Origin of the sequence: Gordonia sp. WA4-43, from assembly GCF_020520305.1 — a bacterium.
Classification (GTDB): Bacteria; Actinomycetota; Actinomycetes; order Mycobacteriales; family Mycobacteriaceae; genus Gordonia; species Gordonia hongkongensis.
In genome coordinates, this window is sequence record NZ_CP084736.1 from 2,416,272 (window position 1) to 2,434,926 (window position 18,655).

The following is an 18,655-nucleotide window of genomic DNA, read 5'->3' on the forward strand; positions in this document are numbered from 1 at the left end:
GCCGCGGGCGATCAGCCCATCGCCACCTGCAGGTTCGCGGCGTCCTCGCCGTCCCCGAGCAGGCGACGCAACCCGTCGGCCATGTGCTCGATCATCAGAGCATCGGCCGCCGCGGCGTCTCCCGCGGCAATGGCGTCCACCAACGCCTGGTGTTCGTCGATCCGGTCCTTTCCCGAGGAGTACGTCCCTCGCATGGCTCGCAGACACATTCGCGTTTCCACGAGGATCGTCTCGTGCAACCGCGAAAGTCGTTGACTTCCGGCATATTCCACCAAGGTCTGGTGAAAGGCCATGTCGGCCTCGGCCATCCCCGCGCCGTTCGGCTCGTCGACGAACACGCGCATCGCGTCGACCGCGCCGCCCAGTGCCTCCACCGCCTCCTGCTCGCGGTGCGCGATCACCTGTTGCACAGCAGCGCGTTCCACCGCAGTGCGCGCGACGTACATGTCCCGGATGTCGTCCTCTTCCATCGAGACGACGAACAAGCCGCGGTTACGGTGGCTGACCAGCAGTCCTTCCGCGGTCAGGCGCTGCATGGCCTCGCGCAGCGGACCACGACTGACGCCCAGATCGGCCGCCAGCCCCGACTCCGTCAACTGCGAGCCGGGTGCGAAGTCCCCGTTTGCGATCGCATCGTGCAACTTACGCGCGATGATCGCCGGTGTCGATTCCTGAACCAGCGGCGACAGCACCCGCCGACGTGGCGATTTGTCCTGTTTCGCCTGGTCGACGACGGTTCGATTCGTCCCCGGATCCTGTGGACCCGGCGTCTTCGCCCCCACCTTCATGGTCACCGTCATTCCCTCTTTCTTACCGTGAATGGCGCGCGTAAGTCAGTGTTTCCCCGCGCGCGCCGCCCATCCAGACGTCATTGCAGGCCGCGGCGAAGTCGTCCAGACCCTCGATGATCGTGGCGAACACATTGCCCGGCACCCATCCGACGTCACCGTTGACCAGCAGATTGTTGCGGCCGTAGAACACTGCGAGGTCGATGAGGAGCCGGTGCTCGGCGGGGGCCGAGCCGAGCTCGTAGCCATACGCCGGGTTCTCGAGCACCCCGTCGAAGGTGAAGTAACACAGGTCGCCCGGGATGGGCGTGATGGTGGTGTTCTCCATGCCCGGTTCGGTCGCGGAGAAGGCCGGCAGTAGGGTGTAGATCTCGTTGCGGGCGAACTTTCCGTGAAACACCTGGCCGCCCAGCGGCAATGCGTTCCAGACCGCAGCTGCGGTGCGAGGCGCCTCGGCATCGAGCATCCGGGCGACCGCCGTGACCCCGCGCTTCTCCAATGTCACGGTGATGAACCGGTCATGTCGGGCCGCGGGGCCGGTTCGCTGTTCGTCGGTCACGCGCGGTCTCCCAACATCGTGAAGCCGGCGGCCGCCTCGTACGCTGCCGCGACGCGCAACACCGTCTCGTCGTGATGCCGGCCGCCGACGAACTGTGCGCCGGTCGGCAGACCATCGGCGAATCCACTCGGTACGGTGATCGCCGGCTGACCGGTGAGATTGAACGGGTAGCTGTAGGGAGTCCAGGATGTCCAGTCGGGCGACCCCGCCCCGTCCGGGACGATACGACCGGCCTCGAACGCCACCGTCGGCATCGACGGCGTCAGCAGGACGTCGAATTCCTCATGGAGCAGGCTCATCTGGGTGCCCATCTCCATCCGTAGCGCGGTTGCGCTGACGAAGTCGGTTGCGGTGAAACCGGAATGCCGTTCCACCGCGTCGATCAGCAGCGGGTCCACGTGTTCGGCCGCGTGCGGTCCGAGCCCGCGGACGACGACGTCGGCACCCGCGAACCAGATGACGTGGTAGGCCCAGGCCGGGTCCTCCCATCCGAGATCGACCTTCTCCACGGTCGCTCCGAGCTGTTCCAGTACCGACGCCACCCGGTCGGTGTTGGCCTGTACGCCTGGGTCGTTGGTGCCGAAGCCGAGATCGGCGCTGTAGCCGACACGCAGATCGGCGAGGTCGCGAACGTCGGCGACCGCGGTGACCGCACTGGTCGTCGGCGACGGCAGTGCGGACCAGTCACGGGGATCGAACCCGCTCAGGACATCCAGCAGCGCAGCGCAATCCGACACCGTCCGCGTCATCGGACCGACGTGGGCCACCGGCGCGAACGGGCTCGGCGGATACATGGGCACCCGGCCGAGTGTCGGCTTGAACCCGACGACGCCGCAGTAGGCAGCCGGTATCCGGATGGAACCGCCACCATCGGTGCCGACCGACAGCGGACCCAAGCCGGCCGCGAGCGCCGCGGCACTGCCTCCGCTCGACCCGCCCGACGTACGCGAGGTGTCCCACGGATTGCGGGTGACGCCCGTGCGCGGACTGTCGGTGACGCCTTTCCATCCGAATTCCGGTGTGGTGACCTTTCCGAGCAGGACCGCACCTGCCTCACGCAGACGTGCCACCGCGGGAGCGTCGATGTCCCACACCATCTGATCGGGCTCGATCATCAGCGAGCCGCGCAACGTCGGCCATCCGGCGGTCAGCAACAGGTCCTTGATCGAGACCGGAACGCCGTCGAGCGGGCCGCGGGGCGTCCCGGCGGCGAATCGCTCAGTGGACTCCCGGGCCTCGGCGCACGTGCGTTCGCGGTCGATGAGGCAGAACGCATTGATGGACGGATCGACGTCATCGATGGCGTCGAGCAGTTCCGCCGCCACCGAATCCGGCGTCAGCTCGCCGGTACGGTAGGCCTCGGCCAGTTCCGTGGCGCTGAGCCACCGCGTGGCGTCCGTCATGCGCCCCCTCGGAAGATTGGTAGATTGTTGACAATCTACCTTGGAGGTGTGGGCGTGACAACCACCGTCGCAATGCTCTACCCCGGCCACGCAGCCGAGGACGATTTCGCACTGATCGAGGCCGCGATCGGCGCTGCCGAGCCCCACTCCGAGGTCCGATTGCCGGTCGTGATCACCGAGGTGGACTCCGACGACCACACCGTCGAGGCCATGGCTGCGGTCGGCGAGCAGGACCGCCTCTTCGACGGCGTGCGGCGAGCGCAGGCCCACCACCCATCGGCGCTGATGTGGGCGTGCACCTCGGGCAGCTTCGTCTACGGTTTCGACGGTGCCCGACGCCAGGCCGCCGATGTGGCCGGAAAGTCCGGCCGTCCGGCGTCGTCGACGTCACTGGCCTTCGCCGCGGCCTGCCGGCATCTCGGTCTGTCACAGGTCGCGATCGCCGCCACCTATCCGGAACCACTGGCGAGTCGCTTCACCGGGTTTCTCGCCGACGCGGGTGTCGAGGTGGTGGCCCTGCGCGCCAACGACATCGGGACGGCGACCGAGGCAGGCATGTTCGACGGCGACGGACTGTTCGACATGCTGTCGGCCGCCGATTCCGGCTCGGCACAAGCAATCCTGGTCCCCGACACCGCATTGCACACCGCGATGTGGGTCGTCGACCTCGAAGCCAAGTTCCGCAAACCCGTGCTGACCGCGAATCAGGTCACCGCGTGGGAGGGGCTCCGACTCACCGGGCTCACGGTCGACGCTCCCGGACTCGGGAGCTTGTTCACCTCTCCGCCCGGCCCACCCCCTGGTTGAGGGGTGTCCCCGCCCGCTGGTTGAGGGGCGTCCCCACCCGCTGGTTGAGGGGCGTCCCCACCCGCTGGTTGAGCCGGCCCCGAGCGGAGCGAGGCGCCGTGTCGAAACCACCTGGTAACCAGACAAACCCATATGGATCTCGGCCCTTATTCGACCAACCCGAAAGCGCCGCACATGTGTACGTCGAGTCGATGTCGTCGCGGAGGCGTAGCCCGACAAGCTGGCGTGTCACGCCGGCAGGCCGAAATCCAGAGACAGTCCGGAATGACGCCGACCTGATTGTCGGCAGTTGAGTTTGTCGGGTCACCAGGTGGTTTCGACACGGCGACTCGCCTAGCGGCTCGTTGCCGGCTCAACCAGCGGAGGGGGGTGCCGGCTCAACCAGCGGAGGGGGGTGCCGCCTCAACCAGCGGAGGGAGGTGCCGCCTCAACCAGCGGAGGGGGGTGCCGCCTCAACCAGCGGAGGGAGGTGCCGCCTCAACCAGCGGAGGGGGGTGCTGCCTCAACCAGCGGAGGGAGCTGCCGGCTCAACCAGCGGAGGGGGGTGCCGCCTCAACCAGCGGAGGGGGGTGCCGGCTCAACCAGCGGAGGGAGGTGCCGGCTCAACCAGCGGAGGGGGGTGCCGGCTCAACCAGCGGGGGCTCGCGACCGACGCACAGTCAACGAGATTCGGCGCACGGCCGACGGATCAGTCGATCACCGCTTTCGCGACGGTGATGCAGGTGGTGATCCACTCTCGGTCGGCCGGTCGGAGCGGGCGCGACGCGCGGTCGGCGTCCTCGATCGCCCAGTGCGCGTTGAGGATCATCCGGACGATGACCCAGTCGCGGGCCCGGTCCGGATCGAGGTCCGCCGCATCGGTGATGGTGTAGAAGCGGCGGCGGATGTCGTACCGAACGTCGGATACGCGCGGGCCGAGGCGATTCCACAGCATGGGGGCGAGTTCGTAGTGCGCATCCCCCGACATCGGGCTCGGGTCGATGGCGACCCAGCGGCCGTCGGCATCGGCGAGGACGTTCTCGTGGTGCAGGTCGCCGTGCACGATGACACCCACCGTGGCCGTGTCGGCCAGGAAGTCTCGGCCGACCGACAGCGCCTGCTCGACGAACCGTCGCGGTACCGGGGCGTCCCGCGGAATGCCGGCCAGGCTGTCGAGCCAGCGCTCGAGGTGGGTGGTGAGGAGCGCCAGCCGCCCCGGCGCGGGGACGTGCAACCGGCCGTAGAGCCCGGCGACCACCCGGCATGCTTCGTCATCGTCGACGGTGGTCAGATCGCGTCGCGTCAGTCGTTCGAGGAGGATCGCGCGACGACGCGGATCGGCGCGCAACATGCTTACCGCTCCGCGACCGTGCCAATGTTGCAGTCCCAGTGCCTCTTGCGCGCCTTCGTCGTCACCGTCGAAGGCCACCTTGAGGACCGCCCGCGCACCCTGCCGGTCGAGCACGGGAACGACGAGTGACTCGAACCCGTGCCACAACTCGTCGCCGTCACGACGCAATCCCCACTCGTCCAGGAGCGCCGAGACCGCGCCCGGTAGACGCGACAGCCAGTCCACCCACAGCGGACCGAGCGCGGCCTGCTCCGACAGACCGACCGGGATCTCCGACGCCGTGATCACGGTGCGCCACGGACGAACCGGTAGCCCATTCCGGCCTCGGTCAGGAGGTGCCGCGGGTGCGCCGGGTCCTCCTCGAGTTTGCGTCGAAGACTCGCCAGGTAGACGCGCAGGTAGTTGCTCTGCCCCAGGTACCCCGGGCCCCACACCGTGGTCAGGATGTCACTCTGCGACACCAGTTTTCCCTCGTGACGCACCAGCATCTCCAGGATGCCCCACTCGGTCGGCGTCAGGTGGACCGGAACCTCCCCGCGCGTCACCTGTTTGGCGGCCAGATCCACGACGAAGGCACCCGCGTTCACGACCGGTGCTTTCGACGTCGCGTTCGACACGGCTCCGCGCCGTAGCGCAGCTCGCAGCCGGGCCAGGAACTCCTCCATGCCAAAGGGTTTGGTGACGTAGTCGTCGGCCCCCGAGTCCAGCGCGACGACCTTGTCGGCAGCGTCGGTGCGCGCCGACAGGACGATGACGGGCACCGTCGTCCATCCGCGCAGTCCCTCGAGAACCGTCAGACCGTCGATGTCGGGCAGGCCGAGATCGAGCACCACGACGTGCGGGTTCTCCCGCGCGGCCGCCGTCAGCGCCGCGGCCCCGGTGGCCGCGGTCGTCACCGCGAAGCCACGCGCGTTGAGGTTGATCCGTAAGGCTCGCAACAACTGCGGTTCGTCGTCGACGACCAGGACCCGCGTCTTCTCGGCGCTCATCGAGTCGGCCCTTCGGTCTCGGCGTGCGTATCCTCGTCGGTCGCGGGCAGGTCGACGACCATGGTGGCGCCACCGCCCGGCGTGTCCTCGACGCTCAGCACGCCCCCGATTGCCGTGACGAATCCCCGCGCCACCGACAGCCCCAGGCCCACCCCCGACGACGCGCCGCTGGTGTCGCCATTCTGATGGAAGGGTACGAAGATCTGGTCTCGATCCACCATCGGGAGACCGGTTCCGTGGTCGACGACCCGGATCACGCATCGCGGCGGGTCGGCGGGGGTCAACCGGGCGGTGATCTCGAACTGCCCGCCGCCGTGTCGGCGCGCGTTGTCGATGAGGTTCGCCAGCGCACGCTCCAGCAGTCCGGGATCGGTATACGCCCAGGCATGTTCGAGATCGAAGACCGGGCCCGGTTGCCGGTCGGGTCGCCCCGCCGTCACCGCGGCGCGATGCACGACCTCGGGGAGGAAGGTCCGCTGCCGCTGCGGCCGGACCGCCCCTGCCGCGAGCCGCGAGGAGTCCAGCAGGTTCCCCACCAGCGAGGTGAGGTGGTCGACCGACTCGTCGACGGTCGCCAGCAGTTCCGCGGTGTCTTCGGCGCTGAAGGTGACGTCGTCACTGCGCAGGCTCGACACCGCCGCCTTCGCCGCGGCCAACGGTGTCCGCAGGTCGTGTCCGACCGCCGACAGTAGGGCCCGCCGTAGCTCGTCGGTGCGCGCGAGCGCGTCGGCCGTCGCCGCCTCGGCTTCGAGGGCGTGACGCTGCACGGCGCCCGCCGCCTGCCCGGCCACGGCCGACAGGACGCGACGATCCCGCGCCCCGAGCTTCGGCCCGCGCAGGAGCAGTTCGAACTCGTCACCCGGCACGACGCAGACGGTGTCGGCGTCCTCCGGGGTCGTCGGCGGTGAGTCGCCCACCGCGGCCTCGACCGTCCGGCCGACCCGCGAGGTCCGCCGTACCACCGACACGGCCGACTGATCGTAGGTCTCCCGGAACCGATCCAGCAGCACCGGGACGTCGGCGCCGCCGAGCACGACGCTGGAGAACAGCGCGAGCAGTTCGGCCTCGCGGGCGGCGTCCTGCGCCTGTGCACGTCGAACGGTCGCCGAATCTACCAGCACGGCAACCGCTATCGCGATCAACAGCATGACCAGGATGGTGATCAGATTGTCGGGCTGGCTGATCGTGAACGTGAACCTGGGATCGGTGAAGAAGTAGTTCAGCAGAAGGCCGGAGATGACCGCCGACAACGCGGCCGGCAGGATGCCACCGAGCATCGACACCGCCAGCACCGCAACGAAGTACAGCGCCGATTGGCTGGCGAAACCGAGCCACGGGTCGAGCAGCTGGAGCACCCCGGTGACGACGGCCGGGACCAGCACCGCGAAGACCCAGCTCAGCGGCCGGTGGAAGCGGGTGTCCCGGATGTCGAGTCGGGACCGGCGCGACGTCTCGTCGTGGGTCACCATGTGCACGTCGATGCGCCCGCTCTCGCTCACCACGGCGGCGCCGACACCTTCGTCGAAGATCCGCTGCCACCGCGGTCGGCGCGAGGTGCCGAGTACGAGCTGGGTGGCGTTGACGCCACGTGCGAAGTCCAGCAGCGTGTCCGGGATGTCGTCGCCGACGACGGTGTGGATTCGCGCCCCGAATCCCGTCGCGAGCTCCTTGAGCGCGGCGAGGTCCACGCCCGCACCGGTCAGCCCGTCGCCCCGGACCACATGGACGGCCAGCAGTTCGGCGCTCGACCGCGATGCGATCCGGCTCGCGCGTCGGAGCAGGGTCGGCGATTCGGCGCCACCCGTGACGGCCACCACGACCCGTTCACGCGCTTCCCAGGTCTCGGTGATGGAGTGCGCCGCACGATAATCCGCGAGCTTGTCGTCGACCTGGTCGGCGAGCCACAACAGCGCGAGCTCGCGCAGCGCGGTGAGGTTGCCCTGCCGGAAGTAGTTGGCCAGGGCACCGTCGACCCGCCCGTTCGGATAGACCTTGCCCGCGGACAGGCGCTGGAGCAACGCTTGCGGATCGATGTCGACGAGTTCGATCTCGTCGGCACCGCGCACGATGTCGTCGGGCACGGTCTCCCGTTGCACCACTCCGGTGATCTGGGCGACGACGTCGTTCAGACTCTCCAGATGCTGGATGTTGATCGTCGAGTAGACGTCGATCCCCGCGGCGAGCAACTCTTCGATGTCCTCCCACCGCTTGCGGTTTCGGAGCCCGGGGACATTCGTGTGGGCGAGCTCGTCGACCAGCACCACCTGCGGCCGGCGAGCCAGCACCGCGTCGAGGTCCATGTCCTCCAACGGTGTCCCGCGGTAGGGGCGCCTGGTGCGCGGGACGACTTCCACACCTTCCGCGAGAGCGGCAGTCGCGACCCGACCGTGGGATTCGACGACCCCGATCACGACGTCCGTGCCCTCGTCGACAAGGGTTCTGGCCTGCGCGAGCATCTCGTAGGTCTTGCCGACGCCGGGCGCACAACCGAGGAACACCCGCAGTTTGCCGCGACCATCGTGGTGCCCGGTCGCCGCTGACGTCATCGGCCGAGTCTAACCGCGCTCACGGGGCGCGACAGCCGGGCGGCGCGTGCCCCAGCGCGAGGTTCACCTCGAGGACGTTCACGCGGGGCTCACCGAGGAATCCGAACTGTCTGCCCTCGGTGTGCGCGTCGATGACCGCCTCGATCTCCGCGGGTGACCGACGGTTCTCGCGCGCGAGCCGGGCGACCTGTAGCCCGGCATAGGCGGGACTGATGTGCGGGTCGAGTCCCGACCCCGACCCGGTCACCGCGTCGGCGGGCACCTGCGCGGGTGTCACTCCCTCCCGTGCGGCGATCAGCGCGCGACGCGCGGTGACGTTGGTCAGCAGGGCCTCGCTGTTGGGCCCCTGATTGGTCGCCGCGGACGCTGCCGGGTCCCCGGTCGCCATCGGCTCACCCGGGGCGCCCACGACCCGAGCATGCAGATACGGATCGGGCGCACCCGCTTCGACCTGCGGGTCGACACCGATCAGCGTCGAGCCGACCGCACATCCCGCGGTATCGAACACCCGCGAGCCCTCCGCCCCGTCGGTGTTCACCCGCGAGATCGCCCACACGGCAGCCGGATAGGCGAGGCCCAGGATCAGCGTGAGACCGAGGATCATGCCCGCGGCGGCGACGCATTGCCGGACGAAGCCGGACCAGACTGTGTTCATGACGTCATCCCATTCCCGGAAGAAGACGAACGAGGAGATCGATCAGCCAGATGCCGACGAACGGCGTGACCACCCCACCGATTCCGTAGACGAGTAGGTTGCGGCCCAACAACTTCGACGCCGAGTCCGGCCGGTAGCGCACGCCGCGCAACGACAGCGGGATGAGCGCCACGATGATCAGAGCGTTGAAGATCACCGCGGACACGATCGCCGACTGCGCCGAATGCAGGCCCATGATGTTCAGGGCGTCGAGTTGTGGATAGACGGCGGTGAACATCGCGGGCAGGATCGCGAAGTACTTCGCGAGGTCGTTGGCGAGCGAGAACGTCGTCAGGGCACCTCGGGTGATCAGCAACTGCTTGCCGATGCCGACGACCTCGATGAGTTTCGTCGGGTCGGAGTCGAGATCCACCATGTTGCCGGCTTCCTTGGCCGCCGATGTCCCGGTGTTCATCGCAAGGCCCACGTCGGCCTGCGCCAGTGCGGGTGCGTCATTGGTGCCGTCGCCGGTCATCGCGACCAGACGCCCGGCGGCCTGCTCCGAGCGGATGAGATCCAGCTTCTGCTCGGGTGTGGCCTCGGCGACGAAGTCGTCGACACCGGCCTCGGTCGCGATGGCCCGGGCGGTGAGCGGGTTGTCGCCGGTGACCATCACGGTGCGGATGCCCATCGCGCGGAGCTGCGCGAACCGCGCTGTCATGCCGGGCTTCACCACGTCGGACAAGGCGATCACGCCCATGACCCGGGCCGGTTGCCCGTGGGCACGGACGCCGACCACCAGGGGTGTGCCACCCGCCGACGAGATCCGTTCCACGTCGGCGGCGACCGTGTCGTCGACAACGCCATTCCCGGCCGTGACCCACCGGGTGACCGCATCGGCGGCGCCCTTGCGGTATTCGACCGTGGCCCCGCCGTTTGTCACACCATCGGCCCGGGAGTCCACACCACTCATCCGGGTCTGCGCGGTGAACGGGATGATCGTGTCGCTGACCGGACGGTCTGCGCCCGTCTCCGCGTCGGCGGCCACCCCGTATGCGGTCCGGCAGAGGTCGACGATGCTTCGCCCCTCGGGGGTGTCGTCGGCGAGGCTGCACCGGTGGGCGATCCGTGCCAGTTCCTCGACGGACACTCCCGGTGCCGGGAACAGGTCGGTGGCACGACGATTGCCGTAGGTGATCGTCCCGGTCTTGTCCATCAGCAGGGTGTCGATGTCGCCGGCCGCCTCGACCGCGCGCCCCGACATGGCCAGAACGTTGCGCTGCACCAGCCGATCCATGCCGGCGATGCCGATCGAGCTGAGCAGGGCGCCGATGGTCGTCGGTATGAGGCACACCAGCAGCGCGATCAATTTCACCGGATCGGGCGACTGCCCGGCGTACTCCTGCATCGGCCCGACGGCGACGACCGCGAGCAGGAAGATCACCGTCAGGCTCGTCAGCAGGATGTCCAGCGCGATCTCATTGGGGGTCTTCTTTCGGGCGGCGCCTTCGACGAGCGCGATCATCCGGTCGACGAAGGTCTCCCCCGGCGCCGTGGTGATCCGGACGACGATGCGGTCGGAGAGCACCACGGTTCCGCCGGTGACCGCCGAGCGATCGCCACCGGATTCGCGGACGACCGGCGCCGACTCACCGGTGATCGCCGACTCGTCCACGGTGGCGATCCCGTCGACGACGTCGCCGTCACCGGCGATGACCTCGCCCGCCTCGACCACGACGAGGTCGCCGATCCGCAGGTCGCTGCCGGCGACCTCCTCGGTCGCCCCGACCCCGGTGACGTCGTCGTCGACAATGAGCCGACGAGCGACCGTGTCCCGCTTCACCTTTCGCAGACTGTCGGCCTGCGCCCGGCCACGTCCCTCGGCGACGGCTTCGGCGAGGTTGGCGAACAGGACGGTGAACCACAGCCAGGCGGCGACGGTCCAGCTGAACCAGGACGGCCGCAGCACCGCGAGCGCGGTGGTCACCACCGCGCCGAGGAACACGACGAACATCACCGGGTTCCGGGCCTGATCGCGCGGGCTGAGCTTCCGCAGTGCCAGCGGCATCGACGTCACCAGCGAACGCACGTCGAAGGCGCCGCGCGACACCAGCGTCGGCTCGGCGTCGGTGGGATCCACGACGCTCGTCTTGTCAGGATCGTCGGAGGTGACGAGTTGTGTGGTCACAGCAGTGCCTCGGCAATCGGTCCCAGCGCCATGGCCGGGAAGAAGGTGAGACCGGCGACGAGCACAATGGTCGCGGTCAGAAGGAATCCGAACAGGAGTCCGGAGGTGGGCAGGGTCGAACGCGTCTCCGCCGCAACGTCATCGGTGGCGGTGTCGGCAGGGACGGTGAGAACCGCGGTCGACGCGCCGCCGACTCGGTCCCCGATGGCGGCCGACGGTCGCGCGGGGTCCCCGGACCGGGCGTCACCACCGCGCGGCGTCTGCCGGGCGAGCAGCCCGGCCAGCGCGAGCACCAGCACGATCGGCAGGAAACGACCCACGAGCATCGCCATACCGAGCGAGGCCTGGAACCAGTCACCGGTCACCGTGAGTCCGCCGAACGCACTGCCGTTGTTGTTCGCCGCCGACGCGTACGCGTACAGGACTTCGCTGAACCCGTGGATCGAGCCCGGACTCCCCGGCGCCCCGCTGTTGCCCTGCGCCTGCGTCGTCGATCCCAGGATCATAGAGATCCCGGTGCCGATCAATACGAGCGCCGGCATCACCAGCACGTACAGCGCGGCCATGGTAATCTCGTGCTGTCCGATGCGTTTACCGAGGAACGTGGGCGAGCGCCCGACGAGCAGACCACCGATGAAGACGGTGATCATCGCCATCACGAGGATGCCGTAGAGACCCGATCCCACACCGCCGGGTGCGACCTCACCGAGCAGCATGTTCCACAGGACGGCGCCGCCGCCGACCGCCGAGAAACTGTCGTGCGCGGAGTTCACCGCGCCGGTCGACGTGCCGGTGGTCGACACCGCGAACAGCGCCGATCCGGGGATGCCGAACCGGACCTCCTTGCCTTCCATCATCCCCCCGGCGGCCGCGGAAGCGCTTCCGGGGGTGCGGCTCTCGAAGACCCATACGAGCGTGAGCATCAGCGACCAGATCGCGGCCATCACGGCCAGCAGCGTCAGTCCCTGCCGGCGGTCGCCGACCATCCTTCCGTAGGTGCGCGTCAGGCAGACCGGGATCAACAGGAGTACGGCGATCTCCAGCAGGTTCGACAAAGGCGTCGGGTTGGAGAACGGGTGTGCCGAGTTCGCCGACAGTGTCCCGCCGCCGTTGGTGCCGAGTTCCTTGATGGCCTCCTGCGAGGCGAACGGGCCGAGCATGCTCCGCGCGTCGGCACCGTCGAGGGTGGTCCACCCGAACCCGGTGTGCCAGGACTGCACCAGCCCCTGGGTGATCAGCAGTGTCGCGAGGACGAGACTGAGCGGCAACAGGATTCGGACCGATCCGCGCACCAGGTCCACCCAGAAGTTCCCGATCTCGCCGGTTCCGCGGCGGCTCACGATCCCGCGGATGACCGCGATCGCGACCGCCAGTCCCACCGCTGCCGAGACGAAGTTCTGGACGGCGAGGCCGAGCATCTGTGTCAGGTTGCTCATCACCACTTCGGGCGAGAAGGACTGCCAGTTGGTGTTGCTGACGAAGGAGATCGCGGTATTGAACGCCATCGACGGGGCCACACCGGATTTACCGTCGGACCACGGCAACACCCCCTGCAGACGCTGCAGCAGGTAGACGACGAGGAACGAGATCAGCGAAAAGGCCAGCACTGCAGGGGCGTAACCCACCCAGGTCTGCTGGCGGCGGGGGTCCACCCGCGCCATCCGGTAGAGGACGCGCTCGACGAGAAGGTCCCTCTCACCGGTGTAGACGCGTGCCATGTAATCGCCCAGGGGGACGTAGGCAACGGCAAGGATGACGACCAGCGCGGCCACCTGCAGCAGTCCCGCAACAGTTGTGTTCACGGCGTCAGAACCTCTCCGGGAACACCAGCGCGACGAGCAGGAACACCACGGTCGCGGCGGCGAGGGCCAGCAGCACGACGTTGGTCACCCCGTCGGCGGTCACGACTTGGTCCGCACATCGAGGGCTCGCACCGCCAGCACGCACAGGGCGAACCCTGCGAGGGCCGGCAGCACGTACACGAGGTCCGCCACGCAGTCACTCTCCGATCACATCGACGTCCACCACTCGGTGGCCACGTCGAAGGATCACGCAGCCCGACGGGCCGCGAAAGAGTCCTTAACGCATTCCATACGCGGGCCACGCCGTTATTGATGCGGCGTTGACATCCGCGCGGTGCGGACCTCTACGTCGTAGGCGTGATGACGATCCCCACGCTGCCGTGATCGCCCCGGCGGAGCTTGCTGCCCAGGATCGTGATCTTGCCCAGGAGTCCGTACTTGTCCGCGATGGCCTTCTTGACGCGGCCGCTGTCCGCCGCGTCGAGCACTTCGGCGGTACCGCTGACCGGTGCGCCGAAAGACTTGTGGCCCCGCACATCACAGGCCTGCACGACGACGCGCGGATCCCGGCGGAGGCGCTTGACCTTCCACGAATCCGCGACGGTCCACATGACGAGCTGGTCGCCGTCGAGCGCCGCCCACAGCGGCGAGGTCACCGCGGTGCCGTCCTTGCGGTAGGTCGTGAGATTCACGTACTTGGCGGTGCCTGCTTCGCCGAATGTCGCCGCGCTCGAGGTCATGCGGCAATGCTACGGGCAAACAGTGTCTGCGCATGGCCGTCCGACGTGCCCGCGGGCCCGTTGATCTCGCCGAGGACTCCGGCGTCGCACAGGGTCGCCCAGGCGGTGACCTGGTTCGCCGACAGGACGGGCTTGCCGAGTTCGGCTTCGAGGCCGGCGAGGATGTCGTAGGTCCACAGGTTGGTGCAGGACACGAAGATCGCCTCGGCGTCGGGGTGGTCCGCGGCGCGGATGAGGTCAGCGGTCACGTGGTACGGAATGGTCCAGATCTCGGAGTTCCGCCCGAGCCCCGCCTGGGCGACGACGCTCCGGCCGGACTCGGCGAGGAAATCGCACAGCAGGCCGGTGAGGGACGCGGTGTACGGCGTGGCGACCGAGAGCGTGCCGACGTTCAGCGCATCGAGGGCGCGGATCAGGGCCTCGGACGTCGTCACCGCCCGGTCGGCGCCGGCCGCGACCATGCAGTTCGAGATCTCGAGCGCACCGGCCATCCCGTAAACGAAGCTGCCCGACGCGCAGGCGTAACCGAAGGAGCGCGGACCGACCGACGAGACGGCGCGCACGGCGGCGGCGATCTCGGCGTGGTTGTTGAGGTCGCGGCACAGTTCCACGTCCACCGGCGCGTCGATGAAACCGGTGCGGGTGAAGTACAGCGACACCGAATCCGGCATCCACCGCCACAGCTCACGATCGAGAGCCATGTCGAACGGGCACACCATCCCGATGCCGATCTGGGCCGTCATGCAGGGATGATGGCACATTGTCGGATTGTCTACAATTTGTGCGGGCTCGCCTTGCGCAGCGCCGCTTCCACGTCCTCGCGGATCACGCAGCCGTAGGCGTGGTCGTTGACCATTCCCGTCGCCTGCATGAGGGCGAACATCGTGGTCGGACCGACGAACCGCCAGCCGCGCTTCTTCAGGTCCTTGGACAGAGCGAGCGACTCGGGCGAGGTCGTCATCGAACCCGGCACGTGGTCCCCGGCGGGGGCATATTTCCCAAAAAAGGACTCCAGCGACCCCTGCTCGTCGATCAGTTCGACGGCCCGGCGAGCATTGTTGATCGATGCCTCGATCTTGCCGCGGTGTCGGATGATGCCGGCGTCGGCGAGCAGCCTGGCGACGTCGGCCTCGGTGAAGCGTGCCACGCGCTCGATGTCGAATCCGGCGAACGCGGCCCGGAAATTCTCCCGCTTGATCAGAATCGTCCGCCAGCTCAGCCCGGACTGGAAACCCTCGAGGCAGACGCGCTCGAACAGCGCCGTGTCACCGGCGATCGGGAAACCCCACTCCGTGTCGTGGTAGGTGGTCTCCGGTTCACGCGCCGCCCACAGGCAACGCGCTCGACCGTCGGCGATCGTTATGGTGTCGTCAGGCATGCACGCCCCTCTCGTCGCGAGGAGGCTACTCCGCGACACCGACATCCCAGCTCATCGACGGTTCGGAGGACGCGAGCGCCGCCGTTATCTCCTCGTTACCAAGTATTGCGAAAGCGTCCCGTTGTGTGTCGCGATGATCACTTTGCGCAGCGCGGGGCCTAGCGTTGGACACATCGCAACTCGGCCACCCGGCGCAATGCCGCCCGACGTGAGCCCCGAGAGCGGGACAATCCATCTGCGGCAAGGAGCTTCGTGATGAAAGACACCGAACTGAGCACTCTCCTCGCTCGGGTGGCCACCGGCGACATGGACGCGTTCGCGCAGTTCTACGACGCGACGTGCGACCGGGTCTACGGCATGACGCTGCGGGTCCTCCGCGATCCGGGCTACAGCGAGGAAGCCACCCAGGAGACGTTCCTGGCGGTCTGGCGCAATGCCGACGCCTACGATCCCGCGTCCGGCTCCGCACTGTCGTGGATTCTCACGCTCGCCCATCGGCGCGCGGTCGATCGCGTCCGATCGGAGTCGGCGGCGACCCGCCGGACCGTCGCCTACGGTATCGCCGACACCGGTCGCGAGGTCGACGAGGTCAGCGAATCGGTGGAGCGACGCGAGATCGCCCGCCTGATCCACACCGGCCTGGAAACCCTCACCCCGCTGCAGCGCCAGGCGATCGAGCTCGCCTACTTCCATGGGCTCACCTACCGCGAGGTCGCCGAACATCTCGACGTCGCCCTGCCGACCGTCAAGTCCCGCATCCGGGACGGCCTGATCAGGCTCCGGCAGACCGTGCCGGTTCGCGTCGCCTGACTTCACCCGCACCAAGCTCCACCGTCCCGACCGGCCCCGCTCGACGGCGATCACCCGCCAACCGAGTGGGGTCGACTCATGTCGGCACCCCGAGCGAACCGACTGTGGCGTCGACCACACAAATTTTGGGACGCAGGCCAGGTCACAGCCGTTACCACCTGGCGTTCGACGCGAATCCACCGACCACGTCTCCCGCTGCCCGGCCCGGGCAGGCAAAATCATGGGTGGATGTCACGCGAGTCCATCCCCGTCGTGATATCGGTAAAACCGGACCCACAAGGCCGCACACACAAACGCGTCGACCAAGACAGAATCGAGAACACATCGCATGAGTGCCGAACAGCCGACCATCATCTATACGCTGACCGACGAGGCACCCATGCTCGCCACTCACGCGTTTCTGCCGGTCGTGCGCACGTTCGCCGGGGCGGCCGGGATCGCCGTCGAGACCAGCGACATCTCCGTCGCGGCTCGCATCCTCGCCGAGTTCTCCGACCTCCTGCCCGATGACCAGAAGGTCACCGACAACCTGGGCGAGCTCGGCAAGCTGACCCAGAAGTCCGACACCAACATCATCAAGCTCCCCAACATCTCCGCGTCGGTCCCCCAGCTGCTCGCCGCCATCAAGGAGCTCCAGGGCAAGGGTTACGACCTGCCCGACTTCCCGGGCAACCCGAAGACCGACGAGGAGCGCGCGATTCGCGACCGGTACACCAAGTGCCTCGGTAGCGCCGTGAACCCCGTTCTGCGCGAAGGCAACTCGGACCGTCGAGCACCGAAGGCGGTCAAGGAGTACGCGAAGAAGCACCCGCACAGCATGGGTGAGTGGTCGATGGCTTCGCGCACCCACGTCGCCCACATGCGCGAAGGCGACTTCTACCACGGCGAGAAGTCGATGACCGTCTCCGGCGACCGCAAGGTCAAGATGGAGCTGATCACCGACTCCGGCGAGACCCTCGTGCTCAAGCCCGAGGTGTCGCTGACCGACGGTGACGTCATCGACAGCATGTTCATGAGCAAGAAGGCCCTGATCAAGTTCTACGAGGAACAGATCGACGACGCCTACAAGACCGGCGTGATGTTCTCGCTGCACGTCAAGGCCACCATGATGCGCGTCTCGCACCCCATCGTCTTCGGGCACGCGGTCAAGGTCTTCTACCGCGAGGCCTTCGAGAAGCACGGCGAACTCTTCGACGAGCTCGGCGTCAACGTCAACAACGGGCTGTCGGATCTCTACAGCAAGATCGAGTCGCTGCCCAGCGCGCAGCGCGAGGAGATCATCGACGACCTGCACAAGTGCCACGAGCATCGCCCCGAGCTGGCGATGGTCGACTCGGCCCGCGGCATCACCAACTTCCACTCCCCCAGCGACGTCATCGTCGACGCCTCGATGCCCGCCATGATCCGCGCGGGCGGCAAGATGTACGGCGCCGACGGCCGGCTCAAGGACACCAAGGCCGTCAACCCGGAGTCGACCTTCTCCCGCATCTACCAGGAGATGATCAACTTCTGTAAGACCAACGGGCAGTTCGATCCCACGACGATGGGCACGGTGCCCAACGTCGGTCTGATGGCGCAGAAGGCCGAGGAGTACGGCTCGCACGACAAGACCTTCGAGGTTCCCGCGGGCGGCACCGCCAACATCACCGATCTGGAGACCGGCGAGGTGCTGCTCACCCAGACCGTCGAAGAGGGCGACATCTGGCGTCTGTGCATCGTCAAGGACGCGCCCGTCCAGGACTGGATCAAGCTGGCCGTGAACCGGTGCCGCGATTCCGGGATGCCGGTGCTCTTCTGGCTCGACCCGTACCGCCCGCATGAGAACGAGCTGATCAAGAAGGTCCACAAGTACCTGCCGGATCACGACACCGAGGGCCTCGACATCCAGATCATGTCGCAGGTCCGTGCAATGCGGTACACCCTCGAGCGCGTCGTCCGCGGCCTGGACACCATCTCGGCGACGGGCAACATTCTGCGCGACTACCTGACCGACCTGTTCCCGATCCTGGAACTCGGCACCAGCGCCAAGATGCTGTCGATCGTCCCGCTGATGGCCGGCGGCGGACTCTACGAGACCGGCGCGGGCGGCTCGGCACCGAAGCACGTCAAGCAGCTCATCGAGGAGAACCACCTCCGGTGGGATTCGCTCGGCGAGTTCCTCGCGCTCGCGGTGAGCCTCGAGGACGTGGGCAAGAAGTTCGACGACAAGCGCGCCGTCATCCTGGCGAAGGCCCTCGACACCGCCACCGGCAAGTTGCTCGAGAACGACAAGGGACCGTCGCGTAAGACCGGCGAACTCGACAACCGCGGCAGCCAGTTCTACCTGGCGCTCTACTGGGCTCAGGAACTCGCCGCGCAGACCGAGGACGACGAGCTCGCGAAGCACTTCTCGTCGCTGGCCGAAACCCTCGCGGCCAACGAGGACAAGATCGTCGAGGAGCTCAACGCGGTGCAGGGCGAGCAGGTCGACATCGGCGGCTACTACTACCCCGACTGGGACAAGACCGCCGCCGTCATGCGTCCGAGCACGACGTTCAACGAGGCACTCGCGAACGCGCAGCGCTGATCTGGAAGTCGGCGTGGGTCTCGAGTGAGGCCCACGCCGACTCATCAGACCCATTCGAACTGGATCAGACGCTGGCCCGAGATGTCCGTCGCGCCAACGACATTCGGGCCGCGGA

16 protein-coding genes are annotated in these 18,655 nt (G+C 67.8%); 3 read left to right on the forward strand and 13 right to left on the reverse strand.

All coding sequences use genetic code 11. The features are described 5' to 3' along the window. Positions 1-11: 11 nt before the first annotated feature. Genes LEL84_RS10835 through LEL84_RS10845 form a run of 3 tightly spaced genes read right to left on the reverse strand, consistent with a single transcriptional unit; the run spans position 12 to position 2,750 of the window. Positions 12-800: a GntR family transcriptional regulator gene (locus tag LEL84_RS10835; RefSeq protein WP_159371444.1), complete on the reverse strand. Its 789-nt coding sequence runs from the start codon at positions 798-800 to the stop codon at positions 12-14. 10 nt (positions 801-810) lie between these two features. Then, positions 811-1,347, reverse strand: coding sequence for a DUF3830 family protein (locus LEL84_RS10840; RefSeq protein WP_159371445.1), 537 nt, complete (start codon positions 1,345-1,347; stop codon positions 811-813). Beyond that, positions 1,344-2,750: an amidase gene (locus LEL84_RS10845; protein ID WP_068969856.1), complete on the reverse strand. Its 1,407-nt coding sequence runs from the start codon at positions 2,748-2,750 to the stop codon at positions 1,344-1,346. Before LEL84_RS10845 ends, LEL84_RS10840 begins: the two co-directional genes overlap by 4 nt. A gap of 54 nt (positions 2,751-2,804) precedes the next feature. Here LEL84_RS10845 and LEL84_RS10850 point away from each other — a divergent pair, with 54 nt between their 5' ends. Further along, the gene (locus LEL84_RS10850; RefSeq protein WP_226514040.1) at positions 2,805-3,557 is read left to right on the forward strand and encodes a maleate cis-trans isomerase; all 753 of its coding nucleotides are present in this window, start codon (positions 2,805-2,807) and stop codon (positions 3,555-3,557) included. Positions 3,558-4,245: 688 nt separating this feature from the next. On the opposite strand, the gene LEL84_RS10855 is transcribed toward LEL84_RS10850, so the two are convergent. The 10 genes from LEL84_RS10855 to LEL84_RS10900 form a co-directional block, all read right to left on the reverse strand. Continuing rightward, a complete protein-coding gene (locus LEL84_RS10855) occupies positions 4,246-5,175 on the reverse strand; it encodes an aminoglycoside phosphotransferase family protein (protein ID WP_226514041.1) in 930 nt (309 codons plus the stop codon). Then, on the reverse strand, positions 5,172-5,876 hold the full coding sequence (locus LEL84_RS10860; protein WP_226514042.1) for a response regulator: 705 nt from the start codon (positions 5,874-5,876) through the stop codon (positions 5,172-5,174). Before LEL84_RS10860 ends, LEL84_RS10855 begins: the two co-directional genes overlap by 4 nt. Next, on the reverse strand, positions 5,873-8,422 hold the full coding sequence (locus tag LEL84_RS10865; protein WP_226514043.1) for a sensor histidine kinase: 2,550 nt from the start codon (positions 8,420-8,422) through the stop codon (positions 5,873-5,875). Before LEL84_RS10865 ends, LEL84_RS10860 begins: the two co-directional genes overlap by 4 nt. 19 nt (positions 8,423-8,441) lie before the next feature. Next, positions 8,442-9,077 carry a potassium-transporting ATPase subunit C gene (locus LEL84_RS10870; protein ID WP_068971212.1) on the reverse strand — a complete coding sequence of 212 codons (636 nt, stop codon included), beginning with the start codon at positions 9,075-9,077 and terminating at the stop codon, positions 8,442-8,444. Positions 9,078-9,081: 4 nt separating this feature from the next. Next, positions 9,082-11,196 carry a potassium-transporting ATPase subunit KdpB gene (kdpB, locus tag LEL84_RS10875; RefSeq protein ID WP_226514287.1) on the reverse strand — a complete coding sequence of 705 codons (2,115 nt, stop codon included), beginning with the start codon at positions 11,194-11,196 and terminating at the stop codon, positions 9,082-9,084. A 44-nt stretch (positions 11,197-11,240) separates the two neighbouring features. Beyond that, positions 11,241-13,046, reverse strand: coding sequence for a potassium-transporting ATPase subunit KdpA (kdpA, locus tag LEL84_RS10880; protein WP_226514044.1), 1,806 nt, complete (start codon positions 13,044-13,046; stop codon positions 11,241-11,243). Positions 13,047-13,050: 4 nt separating this feature from the next. Further along, positions 13,051-13,149 carry a potassium-transporting ATPase subunit F gene (locus tag LEL84_RS10885; protein WP_083229393.1) on the reverse strand — a complete coding sequence of 33 codons (99 nt, stop codon included), beginning with the start codon at positions 13,147-13,149 and terminating at the stop codon, positions 13,051-13,053. 241 nt (positions 13,150-13,390) lie between these two features. Continuing rightward, positions 13,391-13,786 (reverse strand): PPOX class F420-dependent oxidoreductase, encoded by a 396-nt coding sequence (locus LEL84_RS10890; protein WP_065629544.1) that lies wholly within the window; start codon positions 13,784-13,786, stop codon positions 13,391-13,393. Continuing rightward, on the reverse strand, positions 13,783-14,529 hold the full coding sequence (locus tag LEL84_RS10895; RefSeq protein ID WP_065629543.1) for an Asp/Glu/hydantoin racemase: 747 nt from the start codon (positions 14,527-14,529) through the stop codon (positions 13,783-13,785). The genes LEL84_RS10890 and LEL84_RS10895 overlap by 4 nt, the downstream gene beginning before the upstream one ends. 29 nt (positions 14,530-14,558) lie before the next feature. Beyond that, positions 14,559-15,164 (reverse strand): DNA-3-methyladenine glycosylase I, encoded by a 606-nt coding sequence (locus LEL84_RS10900; protein WP_226514045.1) that lies wholly within the window; start codon positions 15,162-15,164, stop codon positions 14,559-14,561. A gap of 255 nt (positions 15,165-15,419) precedes the next feature. Here LEL84_RS10900 and sigK point away from each other — a divergent pair, with 255 nt between their 5' ends. Further along, on the forward strand, positions 15,420-15,974 hold the full coding sequence (sigK, locus tag LEL84_RS10905) for an ECF RNA polymerase sigma factor SigK (RefSeq protein WP_058249824.1): 555 nt from the start codon (positions 15,420-15,422) through the stop codon (positions 15,972-15,974). A 328-nt stretch (positions 15,975-16,302) separates the two neighbouring features. Further along, on the forward strand, positions 16,303-18,540 hold the full coding sequence (locus tag LEL84_RS10910) for an NADP-dependent isocitrate dehydrogenase (RefSeq protein WP_226514046.1): 2,238 nt from the start codon (positions 16,303-16,305) through the stop codon (positions 18,538-18,540). Positions 18,541-18,655 lie beyond the last annotated feature (115 nt).

Bases quoted from the DNA above. Each gene is read 5' to 3' on its own strand.
- LEL84_RS10835 (WP_159371444.1), bottom strand. From the start codon at position 800: ATGACGGTGACCATGAAGGTGGGGGCGAAGACGCCGGGTCCACAGGAT.
- LEL84_RS10845 (WP_068969856.1), bottom strand. From the start codon at position 2,750: ATGACGGACGCCACGCGGTGGCTCAGCGCCACGGAACTGGCCGAGGCC.
- LEL84_RS10860 (WP_226514042.1), bottom strand. From the start codon at position 5,876: ATGAGCGCCGAGAAGACGCGGGTCCTGGTCGTCGACGACGAACCGCAG.
- LEL84_RS10865 (WP_226514043.1), bottom strand. From the start codon at position 8,422: ATGACGTCAGCGGCGACCGGGCACCACGATGGTCGCGGCAAACTGCGG.
- LEL84_RS10870 (WP_068971212.1), bottom strand. From the start codon at position 9,077: ATGAACACAGTCTGGTCCGGCTTCGTCCGGCAATGCGTCGCCGCCGCG.
- LEL84_RS10890 (WP_065629544.1), bottom strand. From the start codon at position 13,786: ATGACCTCGAGCGCGGCGACATTCGGCGAAGCAGGCACCGCCAAGTAC.
- LEL84_RS10895 (WP_065629543.1), bottom strand. From the start codon at position 14,529: ATGACGGCCCAGATCGGCATCGGGATGGTGTGCCCGTTCGACATGGCT.
- LEL84_RS10900 (WP_226514045.1), bottom strand. From the start codon at position 15,164: ATGCCTGACGACACCATAACGATCGCCGACGGTCGAGCGCGTTGCCTG.
- sigK (WP_058249824.1), top strand. From the start codon at position 15,420: ATGAAAGACACCGAACTGAGCACTCTCCTCGCTCGGGTGGCCACCGGC.
- LEL84_RS10910 (WP_226514046.1), top strand. From the start codon at position 16,303: ATGAGTGCCGAACAGCCGACCATCATCTATACGCTGACCGACGAGGCA.